We start from the raw sequence: 21,008 nt of genomic DNA, 5'->3' as shown, positions 1-21,008 counted from the left end.
CTCCAAATTTAAGAAATAAAGTGCGAATTTAAACATCATCACGATGAATATTACATTGCCGCTTTATTCAATGTAAGGGTTTGTTCCGATTATTCAAGTTTGAAAATGAAAAGTCTAATGGATGCTCACGATGTTGATCATCGACTTCTACAATGATTTAGGCATGAAAAGCATAAATAGCTCACTTTTATTGATGAAAATGACTTTAAAATTGTAAGCATGTGAATTACTCTAATGCGTGAATTGAGCATGGGTTTATATGAATAATGTCTGATTTTCTGATTGATGAAGAATTACTTGCTGCGATTGATATGGGATCGAACAGTTTCCATCTAGCGATTGCTCGTGTTGATCATGGCGAGGTTAAAAAAGTCGCTTCAATGTCAGAAAAAGTTCAGTTAGCCGCCGGACTGGATGAAAACAAGAATTTAACAGAAGCAGCACAACAACGCGGACTGGCATGTTTAGCCCGTTTTGTCGGGCGTTTGAGTTCGGTACAACCGAACCGTTTAAGAATTGTAGCGACCAATGCCTTAAGACAGGCGAAGAATGGTCATGAATTTATCCAGAAAGCAGCTGAAATTTTACCCAAACCGATTGAAATCATTGCCGGTCGAGAAGAAGCACGCCTGATTTACCTAGGTGTTTCGCATACCATGGCCAATGGCGGTCGCCGTCTGGTGGTGGACATTGGTGGTGGATCAACAGAATTTATTATCGGCGAAGAGTTTGAGCCACTGCATACCGAATCTTTACAGATGGGATGTGTGGCCTATAGCAAAACCTATTTCGCTGACGGCGAGATTACCAACAAGGCATTTGACAAGGCGGTTGTTGCAGCGCGTAAAGAGATGTCAGGCATTGCCAACACTTACAAATCTGTCGGTTGGGATACGGTTGTTGGTTCGAGTGGAACGATCAAGGCCTGTCGTCAGATTGCAGTTAATCTTGGGTTGAGCGACGAACAGGAAAACCTGACCCGTGATGGCCTGTATAAGTTAAAAGACCGGTTACTGAAATTTAAACATATCTCTGAAATTGATTTTGAAGGTCTGCGTGAAGATCGTCGAGCAGTTTTGCCAGCTGGTCTTGCAATTTTATTCGCCATTTTTGAAGTTTTAGATATCGATAAATTGGCATATTCTGACGGTGCGTTACGTGAAGGGGTCATGTATGACTTACTTGGACGTTTCAAACATGAAGACATTCGTGACCGCAGTGTGCAAGCCTTGATGGGCCGTTACAATGCCGATCCGAAACAGGCCGAGCGTGTCGTTAATACGGCTCAGCAATTGTTTGATGGCGTAGCACAAGCGCTGAATTTAACTACTGAAGACAGTGACTTACTGCGTCGTGCCGCTTATTTGCATGAAATTGGTCTGGCGATTAGTCATGGCGGTTATCATCGTCATGGTGCTTATTTATTGCAGCATTCCGACATCCCTGGTTTCTCGCAAATTGATCAAAACCATTTGTCTCATCTGGTTTCACATCACCGTCGCAAGTTGCGCGCAGATGCAAAAAATGACGTTTTAAAGGTCGGTGGCAGTCATTTACTTGATCTCTGTTTATTACTGCGTCTGGCGGTTTTGCTGAACCATAGTCGTAGTGATCAGATGCTTCCTGCCATTGAACTCAGTGTTGTAAATGATCAACAATGGCAACTAAGCGTATCTGGCGATGCTAAACAATGGCCTTTATTGGTTGCTGACCTGCATGATGAACAAGTGCAGTTCAAGCATTGGGACATTGAGTTAAATATTCAGTCAGACAAATTTGTTGATTAACCATATTATTATGGACCATTCTTGACTTATGAAAAATAAAGCGACTCAGTCCAAGGCTTGGGCTACGGTTCAAATTGCACGACATCCTGAACGTCCGCAATTTCTAGATTATGTCAGTGAAATCTTTACTGAATTTGATGCACTTCATGGTGACCGTTTATTTGGTGATGACGGTGCCATGATTGGTGGCCTGGCACGTTTTGACGGACAGCCCGTGATGGTAGTGGGTCAACATCGTGGTCGCAGTACCCGTGAAAAGTTACAACACAACTTCGGTATGTGTAACCCGGAAGGCTATCGTAAATCACAGCGTTTATTGGATATGGCTGAGCGTTTCAATTTACCTGTCTTTACTTTTGTGGATACCATGGGTGCTTATCCGGGTGTTGGGGCAGAAGAACGTGGTCAGGCTGAAGCGATTGCAACCAGCTTGGCGCAACTTTCAAGCTTAAAAGTTCCTGTCATTGCCACTGTACTAGGTGAAGGCGGTTCAGGTGGGGCATTGGGTATTGGTGTGGCTGATCGTGTGATTATGCTGTCGCACAGTATTTATTCCGTGATTTCACCAGAAGGTTGTGCCTCTATTTTGTGGAAAACTGCTGACAAAGCGGCGCAAGCAAGTGAGGCACTGGCTTTAACCGCAGACAAGCTCAAAGCTTTGGGTATTGTGGAATATGTGGTGGATGAAGGTGAGGGTGCACATTTGCAACCTGAAAAAGTCATGCATGATTTGAAAGATGTGTTAAAACAAGCACTAGATGAATTGCAACCGATGGATGCCCAGGAACGATGCGACGCACGTTATCAACGTTTAATGAAGTTTGGCAGCAGCAATTTAGGCATCGCGTCTTAGCACAAACACAGCATTTTTCTGAACAAACCCGATTCCTGATCGGGTGTAGCGGCGGCATGGATTCCATGCTGTTGCTGTATCTGATGGCTGAAATATTTCCACATCGAGTTCGTGCCATTTATGTCGATCACCAGCTGCAAACGTTAAGTGCTGGCTGGGGAATGTTCGTCCAACAACAAGCTGAAGCACTTAATATTCCCTCTATTCTGCAAAAAGTCACGGTTGAAACTGGCAATCTCGAGCAGCAGGCGCGACAGGCCCGTTATCAAGCTTATCAGCAGCATTTACAGTCCAACGAAATTCTTGTTTTAGCCCACCATCAGCAAGATCAGGCTGAAACGCTGTTATTGCGTTTATTTTCTGGAGCGGGAGTCACTGGGCTCGCTGCCATGCAACAGCTTGATATCCGTCAGGATATGACCATCTGGCGACCATTCTTGGATTTGAGTCGGGAACAGATTGAGCAGTGGTCACAACAACTGGCCTTGGACTATGTTACTGATCCAACCAATCACGATACCCATTATGATCGGGCATGGTGTCGGGAACAATTATGGCCGATGCTCGAACAGCGCTTCCCTAAAATGCAGGCCGCTGTGGCACGCAGCAGTTATCTGATGCAAGATGCAGCGGAAATCCTCAATGATGTGTTGCAACAAGACTGGCAAGATTGCGCAACAGATCGTGAACTCGATTTAATCCAACTGGCTCAGCTCTCAACTGCGCGGCAACGGCAGCTTTTATCTACCTGGATTAAAGGCACAGATCAATATCGACCAAGTTACGCTATGGTGCAGCGCCTGCAAAATGAGGTCATTCTGGCCAAAGCGGATGCACAGGCAAGCTTGCATATTCACCCGCATTATTATGTGCGCTATCAGAAAAAATTATATCGTTTAAGCCATGATGAGCTGTATGCACAACAGCAGAAGTCGGTTGCCAATGTCATACTACAACACTATGCAATTGGGCAAACTGTCGAGGTCGCAGCAGGGCAATTTAAAATCCAATCCCAGACAATAGGGCTTTCTACACAACTGTTAGGGCGGGAGTTGAGCTTGCTTAAACGTCAGGGTGGAGAAAAAATCCATCTTTATGGGCGTGTTGGACATTGGCCTCTGAAAAAAGCCATTCAGGAAGCACAGATTTTGCCTTGGTTACGTCATACAATTCAAATATTAGTCGTGGATAATGTTATGCTTGGGGTTTTTAGCCCAAAAGGTTTTTGGTTGGCGCAATCTGAGTATGTAGAGCAAGGTGGTTGGCAACCAAGTTTAATTTCTGACTGTAGTTTTCAGCAGTCTTTTTGATATGACGAGTAGGACATGGCGACAGCATTGAATAAAAATATTTGTTTTATTGGCGGCGGTAATATGGCCCAGGCCTTGATTGGTGGCTTACTTTCTCGTGGATTACCGACCACACGCATTACCGTTTCTGATCCTGTAGAGCAAATTCGTCACGTATTAGAAGAAAAAGGAATTCAGACTACGACTGAGAATGTTGACGCAATCAAGCATGCCGATGTCGTGGTGTTGGCGGTAAAGCCGCAAGTACTGGCAACGGTATTACAACCATTAAAGGGCCTATTGTCAGATAAACTGGTAATCTCGATTATTGCAGGGGCTGAAATTCAGACCATTTCAGATTTGATTGGCGGTAGTCAGCGTATTGTCCGTGTTATGCCGAATACGCCAGCGCTGGTGCAGACGGGTGCCCATGGGATTTATGCACCTGCAGCAGTTGATGCCCAAGACCGTGAATTGACCAGTCAGATTCTTGCAGCGACAGGTTTGACCCTCTGGGTAGAAAATGAAGCACAGATTGATGCAGTAACTGCAGTATCGGGTTCTGGTCCTGCATATTTCTTCTATTTGATGGAAAGCATGATTCGCGCTGGTAAAAACCTAGGGCTGGATGAAAAGGTTGCAACTGCATTAACCTTGCAAACAGCTTTAGGTGCGGCACAAATGGCAATTACCAGTTCAAATTCTCCCGCAGAATTACGTAAAAATGTGACCTCTCCCAACGGCACAACCCAAGCAGCTTTAGAGGTGTTTGACCGTGCCCAGATTTCACAAAATATTCAAGCAGCGCTTGCAGCAGCTCAAAAGCGTAGCCAAGAGCTTGCGCAAGAGCTGAGTGACAAGACTAAATCGGTTTAAGTAGGATAAGACAATTATGGGTGCAAGTTCTGCGCTAATTTTTGGTGTTTTGATCAATGTTGCAATTTTATTGGTCTTTTTCCGTTTTTTAATGCAATTGGCGGCAGTGAGTCCATACAATCCGGTGGTGCTTTCGACAGTGAAAGCAACCAAGATTGTAGATATTTTTAGTCGTATTTTTCCAACAGTAGGTAAAGGTCGTGTCAATTTAGCGGCAGTAGCTTTGTTGCTGGTGCTATATTTACTGAAAATGTTCGGCCTGATGTATTTATCAGGGCAGATGCCACACAGCGCCGTGTATCTGGTGGTGACCACCTTTGTGACCATGATTCAGGACCTGATCCGTTTCTGTCGTTATTTGATTTTTGCCACCATTATTTTAAGTTGGGTGGTGATGTTTACCCAGTCACGCTCGCCATATATCGAAGTGATTCAGGAGCTGGCTGAGCCTTTACTTGCACCTTTCCGTCGTATCATGCCGAATATGGGAATGATTGACCTTTCTCCAATTCTGGCATTTCTGGCGCTGTATGTGGCTGAGATCCTGATGAATGAAGCAGCTAAAGTCCTGTTAACGGGCCTTTAAGCGAGTTTGATTCAATAAAAAATGGGCGTCATGTCCATTTTTTATTTCTTGATCAAGCGTTGTCGTATGGCTCGATTTAAGGGATTGGAAAAGTAGCGCGCAATCAAGGCACCTAATCCAATGGCGAGGATAAGATAGACTAATAATAACACCAGTTTAATATTACCCTCGGTCAGTGCTGGTGTATAAAACAGTTTGAAAAAACCTAAAATAATCAGATGGAATAAATAAATTTCATAACTGTTCTTACCAATCTCTTGCAGCCACTTCAAGCGCTGGACCTGTATAACCTGCTCATGTGCGACATTCGCAAGAATGACGATTGCTGTTGCCAGTGCAAATAGACTGATACCCCAGATACAGTTTTGTTTAATCGGGGCAGAAAAGTAGATGATAAACATGGTCGCAATCGCCATATATTTCAGGACTAACCAGTTTTTGGCTTGCAGCTTCAGTTGCGGTGCTAGCAGCGCAGCCACACAGCCAAAAGCAATCCCGTCAAAGCTTGAAAAATAATGGTATAGGTAAGCACCACTTTCTTCACCATAGTGCAAAGATCTAAAATAGGGTGCAAATAGAATTAAGGCGAAACATGCCAATAGAAAGTAGGGTTTTCTCTTAAACAGCAGCGCGGTCAGCGGAAACAGCAAATAAAAGACTTCTTCCACAGATAATGACCATAACACGCCAAGTGCATAGTTGACCCAGCCATTTTCGATAATCAGCAGATTCATCCAGAAGGTCAGTGCTGCCAGATTGACGGTGGATTGAGCCACGACGATGCCATTTGGGGCTTGCGTCATAAAAGGCTTGAGCTCAAATGCACCGAGAAGATTGACCACACAAATCAGCAGAATCAGGGTCGGCATGATGCGTGCAAATCGTGATATATAAAAGTCGCGGGTATTGATCTGCTGCAATGCTCCCCAACGCTTGATGGTATGGGAGGTGATGAGATAGCCGGAGATCACGAAAAACATGGTAACGCCGTAGTTACCATTGCGGGCTAAAAGCGTGGTGATGTTTTCGCCAAAAACCTGAAAGTTAATGGAAGTATCAAATAGTTTGTAAGGAATATTGAAGTGATGCAGTAACACCAGAAAGATTGAAATACAGCGTAATGAATCAATAGAGTGAAAACGCTTGAATTGGACTTGATTAAAGGACATGTTGCATTCCTTTCTCCTATACGAATTAATTGTTATCGGCTATTCTTTATTATTGTGTTCTTGTAGCGCAGGGGAGTTTATCCCCTGTCTGCAAGAAACATTTTGTTTTTGTGCAATCAGGCTAGCTTAATGCGCAGCATCCCAGTTTAGACCCTGTCCGACTTCCACCACAAATGGCACCGAAATCTCTAGTACCGATTGCATCACTTCCGCAATTTGTTTGGAAAGCTCATCGGCGATTGCCACATCTGCTTCAAATACAAGTTCATCGTGGACCTGTAATAACAGCTTGGCCTGATCTTTCGGCAGCATTTTATCGACGGCGATCATGGCCAGCTTAATAATATCTGCCGCACTGCCTTGTAACGGGGCATTGATTGCTGCACGTTCAGCCGCCTGTTTGATCATCTTGTTGCTCGCCATAATGTCAGGCGTATACAAACGTCGACCTAAAATGGTTTCCACAAAGCCTTGCTCACGTGCGATCTGGCGGGTACGTTCCATATAATCCAGTACCCCTGGGTAGCGTTGGAAGTAACGTGCGATATAGCTACGCGATTCTTCACGGCTAAAGCCAAGCTGACGGGTTAAACCGAATTCAGACATCCCATAGAGCAGACCGAAGTTGACCGCTTTGGCCTGACGACGTTGGTCATTGGTAACATCTTCAATAGCAATACCTAGTACTTCGGAAGCGGTACGGCGGTGTACGTCCTGACCTTGCTGGAAAGCATGCACCAATGCATCATCTTGCGAGAAATGCGCCATCAAACGTAATTCGATTTGTGAATAATCGGCAGCGAGTAACACGCGACCTTCAGGCGCAATAAAGGCTTTACGGATCTGACGGCCAATCGGAGTACGGATTGGAATGTTTTGCAGGTTTGGATCGGTTGAAGACAAACGACCTGTTGCGGTTAAGGCCTGGTGATAGCTGGTATGTACCCGGTGGGTTGCATCATTTGACTGCACAATCAGGCGATCGGTATAGGTATTTTTCAGTTTCGCCAAACCGCGATGCTCTAAAATCACTTCAGCCAATGGATGTTCAATTTTCTCAAGAATACTTTCACTGGTGCTGTATTGACCGGTTGCCGTCTTCTTGCCACCTTTAAGTCCAAGCTTTTCAAACAGCACTTCACCGACCTGTTTTGGAGATGCGACATTAAACGCTTCACCTGCGAGTTCGGCTGCCTGTGCTTCAAGAGTCTGAATGGTTTCGGAAAACTCTACGCTGAGTTGATCAAGGAAAGCATGATCCAGTTTAATCCCATCTTCTTCCATACCCGTGAGCACGCGCGCAACAGGCATTTCAATGTTATGCAGGATATTCACCAGTTCCGGATGGTCTTTCAGTTTTGCTGCAAGCACTTCGTATAAACGATAGGTAACGTGCGCATCTTCAGCGGCATAATGCGCTGCCACTTCAAGCTCAATCTGGTTAAAGGTTTTCTGTTTGGCGCCTTTACCGGCAATCTGTTCAAAAGTCGTGGTCAAATGACTGAGATAAAGACGGGCAACATCATCCATGCCATGTCGTGTTGCTGCTGCATTAAATACATAAGACGCCAGCATGGTATCGAAATACCAGCCTTGAATGCTGATACCGTGATTGGCAAAGATGTGGGCATCATATTTTAGATGATGACCAATTTTCTTGACCTGTTCATTTTCAAGAATCGGTTTGATCTGGGCCAGAAGCTGTTCACGATTCAGTTGTTCTGGCGCACCTTCATAATCATGGGCAACCGGAACATAGTACGCATCATTGGCATCAAAGGCGACCGAGAACCCGACCAGCTCAGCAAAGCGGTAGTCTAGATTGGTAGTTTCAGTATCAATCGCAAAATGATCTGCTTGCTGCATACGTTGCAATAATGTATCCCAATCCTGCTGGCTTAGCACGGTATGGTAGGTCGCTGTACCCAGTTGATCATCCTGACTCGACAGACTGGCATGATCTTCAATCATCACCTGCTCAGTTTTTTGTTCTGCTTTGGCAATACTTTGTGCAGCCTGTTGATAAGCAGGGCTATTCGGGTTGTTGGGATGATCCAGCGACTGTAACTGGTTACGGAATTCAAGCTCGGTATACAGGTGACGTAACTGATCTACATTTGGATTGGTGAGTTTCAGGTCATGCCAGTCTAAAGCCAGATCAAGATCACAAACAATGCTTGCCAATTGATGGTCAATCTTGATGTTGTCTAGATTATCTTTAATGTTCTGGCTGATTTTGCCTTTCAACTGATCGGCATTGGCAATGATATTGCTCAAGGTGCCGTATTCATTTAACAACTTGGCTGCTGTTTTTGCACCCACACCCGGCACACCCATGATGCCGTCAGACGCATCTCCCATCAGGGTCAGGTAATCGATGATCTGGTTGGGATGAACTCCAAATTTCTCGAAAACACCTGCTTCATCTAAAACACGTTCTTTGAAGCTATCTTCCAGTTTGACGTGTTCATTGACCAGCTGCGCCATGTCCTTGTCACCGGTGGAAATCAGGACATGGTGACCTTCCGAAAGCGCACGTTTGGTGAGTGTGCCAATGATATCATCCGCTTCCGCCCCTGGAAGGCTATACAACGGAATACCCTGTGCTCTGATCAATGCATGTAAATAAGGAATTTGCTGAGACAACTCCTCAGGCATACTTGGTCGATCACCTTTATAGATCGGTGATAACTTATGGCGGAAAGTCGGTTCCGGCGTATCGAAAATCACTGCCATATGAGTCGGTTGGGTACGACGCATCAATTTCTGGATTGCTGAAATTGCACCACGTATTGCATTGGTATGTAAGCCAGTAGACGTCGTTAATGGCGGTAAAGCGTGAAAAGCACGAAATAAGAAATAAGACCCGTCAACCAAGACAAAAGGTGGCATTGCGCAAATCCTAATTATAAATTAGTCGGTATTTTACGTGAAAAAGCGGTGGCTGTCTTATCTGAACTGGAATCTGTAGCAGGGGAACTGTGGTTTAAGATTTGCAGTATTTTGTATGTGAAAATACCTGCTTATGCAGTGATCAAGTAAGATACCAGCAATGAAGCTGTCATAATTGATATAAGTCTATGTATAAAAAAGACAAACAGGGAATAGTCGTTGTCCTGATTGCTTTGACGGTGTTGCTTGCTTGTGCGGTTGCATTCAAATGGCATGCGACTGTTATTGCCGCGACAATCGGGCTGACCGTTGTTATTGTGCACATTCTGTCTGAGATTCATCAGCGTTTGCTACAACTTGAACAAGCAAGCGGGAATGGTTTTGTGCCGGCTACAGGGATGGCTGTCCAGAAAATTGTGATTTATAGCGCGGCATTGGTGGCCCTGTTTGCCTATGCCAATACTTGGATGTGGCTGGCGGGCGGGGCTTTATTGGTGTTGCTGTTGTGCTTGATCCAAACGATTAGTGCATTTCAGACCCGTTTATTGCATCTGGAACAGCATGCGATTCAACACCATCAGATTCAGGTCGAGCGCGCCGCTCAAGCCCAGTCAACTCCGCTGGATCAGCAGCTTGAACACACAACTACAGCTTCCTCTAATCCTCTTGACCCCGTGCAGCATCCGGCATGGATGCTGCAAACAACTGAATCCGTTGCAGCACCAGTTGAGCAGACCTCGACGCCAGTGACTCAAGTCACCAAGCCGAATACACCAAGTTGGTGGCAGCCCGCACTGGACTGGATGATACACGGCAATCCGATTCTGCGTGTCGCTGTCGCGGTACTGATGGTCGGTGTGGTTTTACTCTTACGTTTTGCCAGTGAACATTGGCAACTCAGTCTGGGTGTAAAACTGGGCTTTATTGCCAGTGCCGGTATCGCGACGACTGTGGCGGGGTATTGGCTGCAACGGAAAAATCAGCTCTTTGCCGTCGTGTTGCAAGGCGTAGGGCTGGCAGTCGTGTTCCTGACCTTGATTTTCTCTCATCATTTTGCCGTGATTGCCAGCTTAAGCACAGCCAGTATTTTATTTGTGATTTTATTATCGGCTACGGTTTATCTGAGTTTAAAGCAACACGCCCTGTATTTGGCCATGTTGGCATTGACCATGGCTTATCTTGCACCGTTGGTGATTCCACAAAATCATCCGGATGTAATTTTTCTGTTTGGCTATTACTTTGTCATTAACTTGGCTGTGGCAGCGCTAAACTTTATTCAACCCTGGAAAATCCTGCATCAGATTGCGTTCTTTGCCACCATGTTTATTGGTGGTTCTAGCATCGGGGTGTATGCCAAGACGTCGCAGTTCGATACTTTGGATGTGATCCTGTGGTTGCATATCGCTTTATTTATCTGGCTGAGTATCCGTTATAGCCAGTTAATGCTACGCGCTCAAAATCAGCAACCAACCGATCAGTCATCTGAGCGCTTACAGCCGATTCTGGATGTCGGCCTGATCTTTAGTGTGCCTGTGCTGGGCTTTTCCTTGCATGCCTATTTAATGCATAACTCGACCTCAGCACTGACATGGGGAGCCGTTGCACTTGCCGCGACTTACATTGCCTTAAATCTTTGGATTAAACGCCAGTATCCGCAACTTTCAATTTTAGCCAAAAGCTTTTTTATCCTTGCGGTGGTATTCGTTGCATTAATTTTCCCACTGGCCAAAGGGGCGCACTGGACCTCAACCGGCTGGGTGATTCAGGGCACGGCATTAATCGTTTGGGGTGTCACCGAGCGATACCGTTTAAGTCGTTATGTGGGCGTCGCCCTGGTCTTGCTCAGTTCGGTAGCATTGCTGTTTCAGGTCTGGTCAAATGATCATTTTCCGATTTTAAGCACCGCGATTTTTGCATTAGCACAATTTATTTCGGCTTTTTATTTGTTGCATTATCAGGAAGTCGAAAAATATTTCAGTGCGCGCATGCTCAGCGGCGTGTTTTTAGCACTTGGATTATATTCTGGAGCGATTGCTGCGGTTGAATTGATGCAATGGCAACAACATGGGCTGAGTCCATATCTCGCGGTCGCAGCTATCTTGCTGGCTTTGTTTAGTCTGGCCGTACAGCTTAAATCTCGATTGCAATGGGGCAGTGTACAACTCATCTTGTTGGCTGGCTTATTAGCATTGCTCTACGTGGAAAGTTTTGCTCAAAATGTGTATTCGGTTTGGCATTGGTCGAGTAGCTTAAATCAGGTCAGCTTTGCTGTAGCGTCGATTGCCATGACCTTGATCCTGATGTTCTTGAGTGATAACAGATCTAAAGCATCGCTCATGCTGTGGTCAGGTTTGCTCTGGCTTAGTCTTGCTAGTATTGGATTGGCTATTTTTCCAATCATGCCGCTTGTTGCACTTGCGATTGTCCCTGCGGTTTATAGTCTTTGGCAATTTATATCGAAGAACACCCAATTGCTACATCAGGTTCCGATCTGGTGCTTAACCCTGTTCTGGTTGGTATTGATCAGTCTGGACCCTTATTCTGCGCAGCAATATTATGTACTACCGCTATTTAACCTGACCGATATTCTGTCTGTATTGATGTTCTTTGGCCTGATCTGGATGATTTATCATCATGATTTTAGTGCTGAACGGTCGATTGAATGGAGCTTTAAAGTCACCACGATTTTAATTGGGCTATTGGTGCTGAGTAGTGTGGTGGTGCGCGCCATGCATCATTATCTGGGTACGCCATTTTGGGGCACAGCCATCTGGTCGAATGGTGATGTACAATTGAGTTTAACGCTGCTGTGGGTGATTCTGGCGTTTATTCTGATGACCTTTTCCAGTCGCCGTCACATTCGTCAAATCTGGTTTGTCGGTGCGGCTTTATTGGGAATCGTGGTGCTGAAACTCCTGTTATTAGACTTATCGCAAAGTGGCACCTTAACCCGTGTGATTTCGTTTATCGGTTCGGGAGCGGTGATGCTGGTGATTGCTTATTTGGCACCGTTGCCACCTGCGCTAAGTGGAACAGAGAAAGAAAGCTAATTATCTTTCTTTCTCGTCTTTTTTCAGTTCTTTCTGATTGGCATATTGATCGATTTCATCATTTTCCAAGGGGAGAGGTCGATCAATCAGGCCCATTTTCGGCACAGGAATCTCGATTTCATTTTCCAGAAAGCCATTACGAATCCGTTCCTGCATTTCATCGCGGACTTTGAGTGAGTTTTCCTGACGGCACCACACTGCAAATAACAGCTCAATGGAAGACTCCCTGAACGCTGTTACCGTCACTGTTGCTTTCGGATCATCCATCACCAGTGGATATTTCGCTGCAACATCTAACAAGACTTGCCGAACTTTGATGATATCTTCATGGAAGTTAATCGCCAACGTAATCGGGATCCGCCGTATCGGATATTTGGATAAGTTCATCACGGGCGTTCGAATCAGCTGTTCGTTCGGCAAGCGAATATAAACATTGTCCAGCGTCAAAAGTTTGACTGAGAGTAAGTCAATCGAAATCACTTCACCTTCAATGGTTTGCCCCCGAATCAAGGTAATCTGAATGGTATCGCCGACTTCAAAGGAACCTTCGCCAATCAGGAACAAACCGCTGATCAAGTTGGTTGCTGAAGTCTGAGAAGCGAAACCCAAGGCCACGGTCAAGATCCCCGCTGCTCCGAGAAAGACACTCAGTTTAAAACCTGCTTCCCTTAAACTGGTCATGATGAACAGCAAGAAAATAAAGTAAAAAATACCTCGACGCCATAATAAGCGTTGATGGGCATTAAAACGGCTGCCAATGGTGCGGATAAAGGCATTGGATACCAGTCGCGCAATCAGGAAGCCGATAAAACATAAAATAATGGCGACCACGATTTCGCTGAGGCGCTCAAAATTAATGTTGGTAAAAACACTGGTCAGGCTGCCAGCAACATCTTTTGGAATATTTGAATTCGGCATGGCAACCCCTTAGAAAAATGAATCAAACATATTGAATAAGGTGCTACCTGGGGCTCGAGGGGGATGTACATAGGTGACTTCACCAGCCTGAGTCGGGGTTTTGTTTTCGATGCGAATACGGGCCGGATGATCGGTTCCTTCGTAATAGACCTTGATTTGCGAGGTCCATAAGCGTCCTGTACTTTCACTATAAAATAATGGCAGGGCAGGCACCGGTACATTCATACGGTCAAAACGCAATTGATGATGACTGGTATTGTGAAACTCAATTGGCGTGACTGCTCGGAAAGCACGTGGTTTTAGCAGATTCAAATCAATACGCCCGTCGACTGAGGTGGCGTAGCAAATCTCACCATTTTGCGGGTCTTTACCAAACCAGGTGTCTTTCGGTTGAATCACGGGAATATCAAAAAGCGGTTCAGAAAGACCATCTACCAGACCAGCGATCCACAATGGCGTACTGATATATAAGGTGCCACGCTGACCCGCGGGAATATAAATCGGATCCACAGGACGAATCACCACCGAGCGATCAGCTAGCCGTGGCATCAAATGAAAGGTACTGTTGGTTTTATGGAACATGTAGCGTTCAATTTTTGCTGGAGGCGGCATAGCAAATTCGATATCGTTCAATATCCGCCATTGTTGTTCGTAGTCATACTGAAATTGAGGACGATGATATTCCAGCCGCCATTCTTTGATGCCGCGAGTCAGACGAAAGAGCAATGAACCGAATTGCCAAGCTTTGGCCTGTTGAAGTTCGAATTGTTGTTCGCCCCACCATTTCAATGTATTGGAAGGCGGTGGTTCAAATTGATTATTTTGAGACAAGATGCAAAATTCCTTTGTGAGTATGCTAAACAGACTTCACGCTGTAATCTGCTTAGAGTACACTCAATACTTTCTCTTATCATTATTTGTGTGATGCAAATACTTAAACAAATACAAATTCCTTATAGTTTTGCGAAGCGACATGGCGTTTTATTGCGCTATGAAGGTGATCAAATTTTTATTGTACGACGCAAGGACACTGCGCGTATTGCGTTGCAGGAAGCGCGTCGAATTTTGGGGAAATCTGCCCACGATCAATTGTGTAGTGATCAGGAATTTCATGCCTTACTCAGTTCTAGTTATGCGGGGGATACCGGCGAATCGCAACAGGTTGCAGCAGGGCTGGAAGATCATCCCGATTTATTGAGTCTGGCCGATCAGGTCCCTGAAGCCGAAGATCTGATGGATCAGGAGGATGATGCGCCGATTGTGCGTTTAATCAATGCCTTATTATCAGAAGCGATTCGGGTCAGTGCTTCGGATATTCATATCGAAGCCTTCGAGAAAAAACTGTCAGTACGGTTACGTGTTGATGGCCAATTGCGTGAGATTGTTCAGCCACGTCGTGAGCTGGCACCGCTGTTGGTCTCACGGATCAAGGTCATGGCCAAACTGGATATTGCCGAAAAGCGGGTCCCGCAAGATGGCCGTATTTCATTGCGTCTGGCTGGACGTGAAGTAGATGTCCGTGTTTCGACCTTACCTTCTTCACATGGTGAACGTGTGGTGATGCGTTTGCTGGACAAGCAGGCGGGGCGTCTCAACATGACCCATTTGGGCTTGATGAAAAATGACTACGAGCGTTTAACCCAACTGGTGCATCGCCCGCACGGCATTATTCTGGTGACCGGGCCAACCGGATCGGGTAAAACCACGACCTTGTATGCGGCATTGTCTGATCTGAATGACAATACCCGTAATATCCTGACTGCTGAAGATCCGATTGAATATCAACTGGAAGGCATTGGACAGACACAGGTCAATACCAAAGTGGATATGACCTTTGCGCGTGCCTTGAAGGCGATGTTACGTCAGGACCCTGATGTGGTGATGGTCGGTGAGATTCGTGATCTGGAAACTGCTGAAATTGCAGTTCAAGCTTCGTTAACGGGTCACTTGGTACTGTCTACCTTGCATACCAATACCGCAATTGGGGCAGTAACCCGTTTAAAAGATATGGGAATCGAGCCATTCCTCTTGGCCAGTTCCTTAATTGGAGTGATTGCCCAACGTTTGGTGCGTACCTTATGTCCGCATTGTGTGACATGGCGAGCGGCAGATGCTTTTGAGCGTCAGGTTTTTCAGCATCTTAAAGCCGATGAAGCTATGCAACTGCCTGAACCGAAGGGTTGCGAAAAGTGTTCACATGTGGGTTTTAGCGGTCGAACGGCTATTTATGAAATCGTGCCAGTCGATGAGTCGATGCGCCGTTTAATTCATGGCAATGCGGCTGAGTATGAACTGGAAAATCATGCACGCCGTCATGCAGCGTCCATTCGTGATGATGGTTTATTGAAAGTCCTAGCAGGAAAAACCACATTGGAAGAAGTACTTCGTGTCACCAATGAAGCTGCTGAAGAATAAATTTAGGCTTTGAAATAAAAACAGCATGCAGATCGCATGCTGTTTTGTTATGGTCGTTCAAATTATGCAGCAGTCACGATATTAAAATTCACATCAATATTGTTGCGGGTTGCATTTGAATACGGGCAAACAATGTGTGCGGCAGCAACCAGTTGTTCTGCTTCCGCTTGTTCCATACCGATCAGATACACATTTAAAGTAACTTCGATCCCAAAACCTGTTGGAATGGGGCCAATACCGACCTCACCTTCTACATAGGCATCTTTGCTGATATTGAACTTATCGCGGTTGGCAACAAACTTCATTGCTCCCAAGAAACAGGCTGAATAGCCGGCAGCAAACAGTTGCTCCGGATTGGTGACTTCGCCGCCCGCACCGCCCATTTCTTTAGGTACGCCGAGTTTTACATCTAAGACACCGTCAGAAGAGGTTGCACGGCCATCTCGACCACCAGTTGCTTTTGCTTTCGCACGATAAACCACTTTTTCTAATGACATGATAATGATCCCTGAATATTATTGAATGCAATTTGATCGTACTGATTCTGAAGCAAAATACAAGTCAGTAAACGTTGCCGATCTTGCCCTCTTTGCTTGTTATACGTGTAGGGTAAATGCCGGTTTGTTGTCGGTGCCATGGTTGTTAGATGTGGGGAGTCCGGTTGTTGCTCGTTTAGTTTGAATAGGCGTGTACGTAGGGCGGGCTGAACAGTGGGAAAATATTATCGATTATAAAAAACAAAAGGCATAAGTAATCAAACTTATGCCAAGGCTAGAAACGTGTTCTGTTAGTGAATTACCACAGATCGGCAATTTTTTTCATCAGACGGGCACGATAACGCGCTGTCGGGTTGCTAAGATTATTTTGGGCTTCAAGTTCAAAATGTTGCTGCCAGGCCTTGATCATTTCCAGCGTGGTACCTTTTTGCTTAATCACAGCAACATCTTCACGTTGAATATTATCTAGACGTTGACGGGCACCTTCTGGACCTGTTCCCCAGCCAATAATCCATTGACCAAACGCATTTAAGGATAAATTCTGCGGGGTAGACAAGATCGTTGCTGAAGTTGCCGATTCCTCGATATTTGCATCAACTGTCATTGCATGAAGTGATGCAGTGGTCCCCAAAAAAAACAAAGCAGCGATAAATCTAAACATGAATAAAGCTTAATAAGAATCAGTTGATGATGTTACATCATGCCTATCCCAAAATCATTCGAATTTGTTCGATCATGATCAAATAAATTGTATTAAATCATGAATCTAGAAAAGCTACATTGTTAAAAATTGAACAATACGGTCAGCACATGTGCTGTTGCCGTTATTTTGTGCAAAACCAACATTGAAAATGTTGCGATTATGGCATTTTTAATAATTAATTAATTTGCGATGTTGCATCAGTGGCATAGAAGCACGTATAGCATTTTGTTCTTCAAGATCAAATGCACTGGTGATGAGACCATGACCTTCAGTCTCGATCATCTGAAGCAGCTGGCCACGACTATTGGTAATCCCGGCATGCCCCCAAGTTTGACGTTTTTCACCATGCCAGCCTTGCTGGGCAGCACCTAAAACATAACATTGGCTATCCATGGCCCGCGCTTGTAGTAGCAACTGCCAATGCATTTGACCCGTCGTATAGGTAAAGGCAGCAGGGGCGGTTAACATATTGGCGCCTTGCTGGCGCAGGGTTAAAGCCAGTTCCGGAAAACGTAAATCATAGCAGACCATCAGGCCGATATTACCAAAAGGTGTTTTGGCAACGATGACCTGATCACCCGGTTCGAAAAATTTAGATTCCTGATAACCGCCAACGGCATCACTGACTTGCACATCAAACAAGTGAATCTTGTCGTAGCGTGCTTCGGTACCTTCAGGACTGATACATAAACTGACGGTTCGAACCCGGCCATCCTGAATGATTGAACCATCTGGACGGAAAGGGCATGGGAGTGTGCCTGCAACAATCCAGATTTGATAACGATGTGCTAATTGTTCTAAACGTGCTTGAATTACTTCGAATTGAGCTGCGGTTTCACGCTGTTTACCCGCAGCAAAGCAGACGAAGTTTTCAGGAAAAACGATCAGTTCAGCTGCCTGAGCTTTACTCTGTTGAATTAATGATTCAATGACAACGAAATTGGCTTCGATATCATTTTGGGAGTTCATTTGTACAACAGAGAGTAAAGTCATATAGGCGCCGCGTTATCAGGTTTAATGATCAAGCGTTTTGTTTATGTGCATCGAGATTGAGGCAATCTTGTTCTTTTTGCAATTGTTTAACCAGAGGTTCAAACATATTCTGGTTATTTTCATTTAAACGCATCAGTGTTTTATGTGCATCGAGCACAGTATTGAGCATGGCACTATGAGTGACATGTTCATCGGTAAGCTCTAACGTACATACACTCGGATCGCCACAGTAATTTAAAATCACAAATACCTGACCTAGCCCCATGCTGTTGGCCAAGGTGGTAATATCCGGATTTGTTGACAGCATGACTGCTTGGATCTGATGAACTTGCTTTAGCTTTAAACCCAGTTTTGCCAGAATGCCTAAAACGGTACTGTCAATAAACGTGGTTTCAGTTAAGTCAACGATTGCACCAACAACATTTTGCTGTTGTTCAATTCGGTTGAGCAGTTTGTCTAGACTTATACAAGAGTGAGCACGCACTTCGCCAATAAGCTTGAAAATATGCGTTCCGTTCAAACTTGCATATTCAACATGACCTGTTGACATATAAATGCCATTTTCAGAGAAAGGATATAAAATTATCCCATAGTGATATTCCAGACACAAGTGGGTGGATGCCTGGATTTGGTTAAGTTAATGATATTTAAATTAATTCATTCGGCGAAGGCTGAGTATTGCAATGTCATCCGCGACATGGTCGGGTGCTTTAAAGGCATCATTTTGCAGGTGTTCGACCAGTTGATTAAACTGATCATTCAGGCCACCATCGAAAGGTTCAAGCGCACCATCCGAACACACAATGAAGCGTGCCTGAGGGCTTAATACACAGCGATGCTCTTCAACTTCCAGTTCCTCGGTGAGCCCTAAGGGAAAGCTACTGGTGGTTAAAATCTGTGGAGGCTGGTTCGGTTCAAAAATGATTGGAGGTGGGTAATGTCCTGCACTCGACCAGCGTACTTCATGGGTCGCCAGATTTAAAATACCAGCCACCATGGTGATATGCTTTTCAATATTTTCTTGCACCAACATGGCATTGAGTTTCTGAATTAATTGTCCTGGTGTTTTTGAGCGACCATGAAAGGCGGCCATCCAAGAGGTTAATAGGCTACTGGTGACACCATGTCCTGATACATCTGCCAGATAGAACAGCACTTCTTCATCATTCAAACGCCAATAGTCATACCAGTCGCCCGACAAATAAGCCGAAGGCTGAAAGAAAGATTCAAACTGGTAGTTCGACAGCTCAATCGGGTTTGGCAACAAACGTTTTTGTAATTCGGCCGCCGAAGGTAAGTCACGGCTATCCTGATTACGTTTATATTGCGCGTCGATCTTGAATAAAGAATGGATTGGATTCTTGGGTAAGCTATCCCAAATCCAGCCCGCCAAGGCTCCCAGTTCCCATGCTTGCGCCAAAGCCGCACCTTCATGTTCAAAGGCAAGTACCACCGTCGGCAACTTCCATTGATACTTTAAAAAATCTTGTACGTCGGCAATCGCAATAATGGTTTGATCATACAAGTCCAGATCATCAACTCGAATGATCTGCAAACTTGGTAACTCGGTTAAAGCTTGATCTAGACAGGGTATGGCGCGTGTGGGTTGAATGAAATACATAGATGAATAGTCAATCCTTTGTATGATCATTTTTAATTCATCATAGATGAAAGATGACCTATAACTATAGTATTGCCAGAGTTTAAATTCCCTGACAATACATAAGTTTGTAAAACATTATTTTAATATGATCATTTTTCGTCAGAAGATGAGTCGTCAACATCATCTGCATCACCAACAAAAGAGACATCATCAGAGTCACCACGTTTCTCTGAAATCTGGAAAGCTTTACGCTGTAAATAGAAATCACGGATCATGGAATATTTATCACCTTTCAGGCTTTCTTCAATATCCAGAATTTGTGAACGTGCATCAACGGCTTGTAATACATTGGTAGACCAGTAAATCCCGTCTTGATCATCCAGTAAATATTTTTGTGGACGTCCAAAACTGTCGGCTGCCAAGCCAAAACCATCACGGAAGGTACTTGGTCCAAAGAAGGGCAACATCACATAAGGGCCAGAAGGTACACCATAATAACCCAGCGTCACGCCAAAGCTTTCTTCTTCTGTGTCTAAGCCCAAACGACGCGCAGGATCAGCAAAACCTAAAGTGGTTAACGTATTTACTGTAAAACGACCTAAAGTTTTTGCTGCTCGGGTAGGGCGGCCTTGAATGAGTTGGTTAACCGCATTCCATGGCTCACCCAGGTTTTTACGGAACTGACGATAAGGGCTACGCACAGGTTCAGGAACTTTAGCCACATATTGAATCGCAACTGGCTTTAACAAGTTACGGTCTAACATGTCATTAAAAGCGTAAATCTGACGATTTAATGGCTGTAAAGGATCTTTCACTGCATCCGGTTGTGCAGCATTGGCATTTACTTTTAAATCATTCTTGGTGAGATGCTTTAAGTCTTTTATGGCTTGAATGGTGGAAACCTTTTGCTCAGAAGTAACCTGTGCTTGTGATGTCGCAGTTTGAGCAGCAGACTCAGTTAGAGTCTCTTGCGCAAATACTGATGAACACGCTCCAGCAGTTAACAACCCAAGCAAGATAAAATTCGAGTAATGCATATAAGTCCTTAATCGCTGTGAGAGCGAAATAATACAGTCATTAAAATGATTGCGTCACTTAACGCAAAACATAGATATCGAGAGTACAGTTTAATTGTTCTTATCGTATTAAAACAAATTCGGTCGAAAAATATAAGAAAAAATGTAATTTTGATCTAAAAATATACACTCGATCAAATAAATCAAATAAATTTAAAAAAGGGTGTTGCATTGGGTTGGGAATGCTGTAGAATGCACATCCATCGGCGGTGATGCAGATAAAAACTTGTTGAGAAACAAGGGTTTGGCTAAAATGGTTAGATTCTTGAGTTGGTTGATAAGTTTGCTAAATATCTAAATT

The 21,008-nt window shown here is 44.6% G+C and carries 17 protein-coding genes; 7 read left to right on the top strand and 10 right to left on the bottom strand.

What is annotated here, in order from left to right:
- Positions 1-266 precede the first annotated feature (266 nt).
- From ppx to JO943_RS16880, 5 genes are read left to right on the top strand one after another with little or no spacing between them, the layout of a single operon-like run.
- The gene (gene ppx, locus JO943_RS16900; protein WP_005228790.1) at positions 267-1,787 is read left to right on the top strand and encodes an exopolyphosphatase; all 1,521 of its coding nucleotides are present in this window, start codon (positions 267-269) and stop codon (positions 1,785-1,787) included.
- 28 nt (positions 1,788-1,815) lie between these two features.
- Positions 1,816-2,640, top strand: a complete 825-nt coding sequence (locus JO943_RS16895) for an acetyl-CoA carboxylase carboxyltransferase subunit alpha (RefSeq protein ID WP_005228791.1) — start codon at positions 1,816-1,818, stop codon at positions 2,638-2,640.
- A gap of 56 nt (positions 2,641-2,696) precedes the next feature.
- Positions 2,697-3,950 (top strand): tRNA lysidine(34) synthetase TilS, encoded by a 1,254-nt coding sequence (gene tilS / locus JO943_RS16890; RefSeq protein ID WP_376746130.1) that lies wholly within the window; start codon positions 2,697-2,699, stop codon positions 3,948-3,950.
- Positions 3,951-3,965: 15 nt separating this feature from the next.
- Positions 3,966-4,805, top strand: a complete 840-nt coding sequence (gene proC, locus JO943_RS16885; RefSeq protein WP_005283449.1) for a pyrroline-5-carboxylate reductase — start codon at positions 3,966-3,968, stop codon at positions 4,803-4,805.
- Between the two features lie 16 nt (positions 4,806-4,821).
- Positions 4,822-5,391, top strand: a complete 570-nt coding sequence (locus JO943_RS16880; RefSeq protein WP_005228797.1) for a YggT family protein — start codon at positions 4,822-4,824, stop codon at positions 5,389-5,391.
- Positions 5,392-5,432: 41 nt separating this feature from the next.
- On the opposite strand, the gene JO943_RS16875 is transcribed toward JO943_RS16880, so the two are convergent.
- Positions 5,433-6,560 (bottom strand): acyltransferase family protein, encoded by a 1,128-nt coding sequence (locus tag JO943_RS16875; protein WP_202741371.1) that lies wholly within the window; start codon positions 6,558-6,560, stop codon positions 5,433-5,435.
- A gap of 126 nt (positions 6,561-6,686) precedes the next feature.
- On the bottom strand, positions 6,687-9,452 hold the full coding sequence (gene polA, locus JO943_RS16870) for a DNA polymerase I (protein ID WP_202741370.1): 2,766 nt from the start codon (positions 9,450-9,452) through the stop codon (positions 6,687-6,689).
- A gap of 188 nt (positions 9,453-9,640) precedes the next feature.
- On the opposite strand from polA, the gene JO943_RS16865 reads away from it, so the two are divergent.
- Entirely contained in the window at positions 9,641-12,502 is a 2,862-nt protein-coding gene (locus tag JO943_RS16865) for a DUF2339 domain-containing protein (RefSeq protein ID WP_202741369.1), read from the top strand.
- Here JO943_RS16865 and JO943_RS16860 read toward each other — a convergent pair whose 3' ends face one another.
- Both JO943_RS16860 and JO943_RS16855 read right to left on the bottom strand, forming a co-directional pair.
- Positions 12,503-13,420, bottom strand: a complete 918-nt coding sequence (locus tag JO943_RS16860) for a mechanosensitive ion channel family protein (protein ID WP_004774742.1) — start codon at positions 13,418-13,420, stop codon at positions 12,503-12,505.
- 9 nt (positions 13,421-13,429) lie between these two features.
- Complete coding sequence (locus JO943_RS16855) at positions 13,430-14,251, bottom strand: hypothetical protein (RefSeq protein WP_202741368.1); 822 nt, start codon at positions 14,249-14,251, stop codon at positions 13,430-13,432.
- Between the two features lie 93 nt (positions 14,252-14,344).
- Here JO943_RS16855 and gspE point away from each other — a divergent pair, with 93 nt between their 5' ends.
- Positions 14,345-15,835: a type II secretion system ATPase GspE gene (gspE, locus tag JO943_RS16850; RefSeq protein WP_005228804.1), complete on the top strand. Its 1,491-nt coding sequence runs from the start codon at positions 14,345-14,347 to the stop codon at positions 15,833-15,835.
- A gap of 62 nt (positions 15,836-15,897) precedes the next feature.
- Here gspE and JO943_RS16845 read toward each other — a convergent pair whose 3' ends face one another.
- The 6 genes from JO943_RS16845 to JO943_RS16820 all read right to left on the bottom strand — a co-directional run bounded on the left by JO943_RS16845 (position 15,898) and on the right by JO943_RS16820 (position 20,668).
- Positions 15,898-16,332: an organic hydroperoxide resistance protein gene (locus JO943_RS16845; RefSeq protein WP_005228806.1), complete on the bottom strand. Its 435-nt coding sequence runs from the start codon at positions 16,330-16,332 to the stop codon at positions 15,898-15,900.
- A 298-nt stretch (positions 16,333-16,630) separates the two neighbouring features.
- Positions 16,631-16,993, bottom strand: coding sequence for a DUF4951 domain-containing protein (locus tag JO943_RS16840; protein WP_005228808.1), 363 nt, complete (start codon positions 16,991-16,993; stop codon positions 16,631-16,633).
- A 210-nt stretch (positions 16,994-17,203) separates the two neighbouring features.
- Positions 17,204-18,028 carry a carbon-nitrogen hydrolase family protein gene (locus tag JO943_RS16835; RefSeq protein WP_199975264.1) on the bottom strand — a complete coding sequence of 275 codons (825 nt, stop codon included), beginning with the start codon at positions 18,026-18,028 and terminating at the stop codon, positions 17,204-17,206.
- Between the two features lie 28 nt (positions 18,029-18,056).
- Positions 18,057-18,578, bottom strand: a complete 522-nt coding sequence (gene gigB / locus JO943_RS16830) for an anti-anti-sigma factor GigB (RefSeq protein ID WP_004774748.1) — start codon at positions 18,576-18,578, stop codon at positions 18,057-18,059.
- A gap of 102 nt (positions 18,579-18,680) precedes the next feature.
- On the bottom strand, positions 18,681-19,649 hold the full coding sequence (gigA, locus tag JO943_RS16825; protein WP_202741392.1) for an RsbU family protein phosphatase GigA: 969 nt from the start codon (positions 19,647-19,649) through the stop codon (positions 18,681-18,683).
- 131 nt (positions 19,650-19,780) lie between these two features.
- Positions 19,781-20,668, bottom strand: coding sequence for a VacJ family lipoprotein (locus tag JO943_RS16820; RefSeq protein WP_202741367.1), 888 nt, complete (start codon positions 20,666-20,668; stop codon positions 19,781-19,783).
- Between the last annotated feature and the right edge of the window lie 340 nt (positions 20,669-21,008).

Source organism: Acinetobacter sp. 'aerobic (ED)', assembly GCF_904886855.1.
Taxonomy (GTDB): Bacteria; Pseudomonadota; Gammaproteobacteria; order Pseudomonadales; family Moraxellaceae; genus Acinetobacter; species Acinetobacter courvalinii.
Note: the sequence above shows the minus strand (reverse complement) of the source record. Positions and strands in the feature narration are given on the sequence as shown.

What these genes read in the sequence shown, in the direction of transcription:
- gigB (WP_004774748.1), bottom strand. Translation starts at nt 18,578, where the DNA reads ATGTCAACAGGTCATGTTGAATATGCAAGTTTGAACGGAACGCATATT.
- JO943_RS16835 (WP_199975264.1), bottom strand. Translation starts at nt 18,028, where the DNA reads ATGACTTTACTCTCTGTTGTACAAATGAACTCCCAAAATGATATCGAA.
- proC (WP_005283449.1), top strand. Translation starts at nt 3,966, where the DNA reads ATGGCGACAGCATTGAATAAAAATATTTGTTTTATTGGCGGCGGTAAT.
- JO943_RS16840 (WP_005228808.1), bottom strand. Translation starts at nt 16,993, where the DNA reads ATGTTTAGATTTATCGCTGCTTTGTTTTTTTTGGGGACCACTGCATCA.
- JO943_RS16875 (WP_202741371.1), bottom strand. Translation starts at nt 6,560, where the DNA reads ATGTCCTTTAATCAAGTCCAATTCAAGCGTTTTCACTCTATTGATTCA.
- gspE (WP_005228804.1), top strand. Translation starts at nt 14,345, where the DNA reads ATGCAAATACTTAAACAAATACAAATTCCTTATAGTTTTGCGAAGCGA.
- JO943_RS16895 (WP_005228791.1), top strand. Translation starts at nt 1,816, where the DNA reads ATGAAAAATAAAGCGACTCAGTCCAAGGCTTGGGCTACGGTTCAAATT.
- ppx (WP_005228790.1), top strand. Translation starts at nt 267, where the DNA reads ATGTCTGATTTTCTGATTGATGAAGAATTACTTGCTGCGATTGATATG.
- JO943_RS16880 (WP_005228797.1), top strand. Translation starts at nt 4,822, where the DNA reads ATGGGTGCAAGTTCTGCGCTAATTTTTGGTGTTTTGATCAATGTTGCA.
- JO943_RS16865 (WP_202741369.1), top strand. Translation starts at nt 9,641, where the DNA reads ATGTATAAAAAAGACAAACAGGGAATAGTCGTTGTCCTGATTGCTTTG.
- gigA (WP_202741392.1), bottom strand. Translation starts at nt 19,649, where the DNA reads ATGTATTTCATTCAACCCACACGCGCCATACCCTGTCTAGATCAAGCT.
- JO943_RS16820 (WP_202741367.1), bottom strand. Translation starts at nt 20,668, where the DNA reads ATGCATTACTCGAATTTTATCTTGCTTGGGTTGTTAACTGCTGGAGCG.
- tilS (WP_376746130.1), top strand. Translation starts at nt 2,697, where the DNA reads ATGGATTCCATGCTGTTGCTGTATCTGATGGCTGAAATATTTCCACAT.
- JO943_RS16860 (WP_004774742.1), bottom strand. Translation starts at nt 13,420, where the DNA reads ATGCCGAATTCAAATATTCCAAAAGATGTTGCTGGCAGCCTGACCAGT.
- JO943_RS16845 (WP_005228806.1), bottom strand. Translation starts at nt 16,332, where the DNA reads ATGTCATTAGAAAAAGTGGTTTATCGTGCGAAAGCAAAAGCAACTGGT.
- polA (WP_202741370.1), bottom strand. Translation starts at nt 9,452, where the DNA reads ATGCCACCTTTTGTCTTGGTTGACGGGTCTTATTTCTTATTTCGTGCT.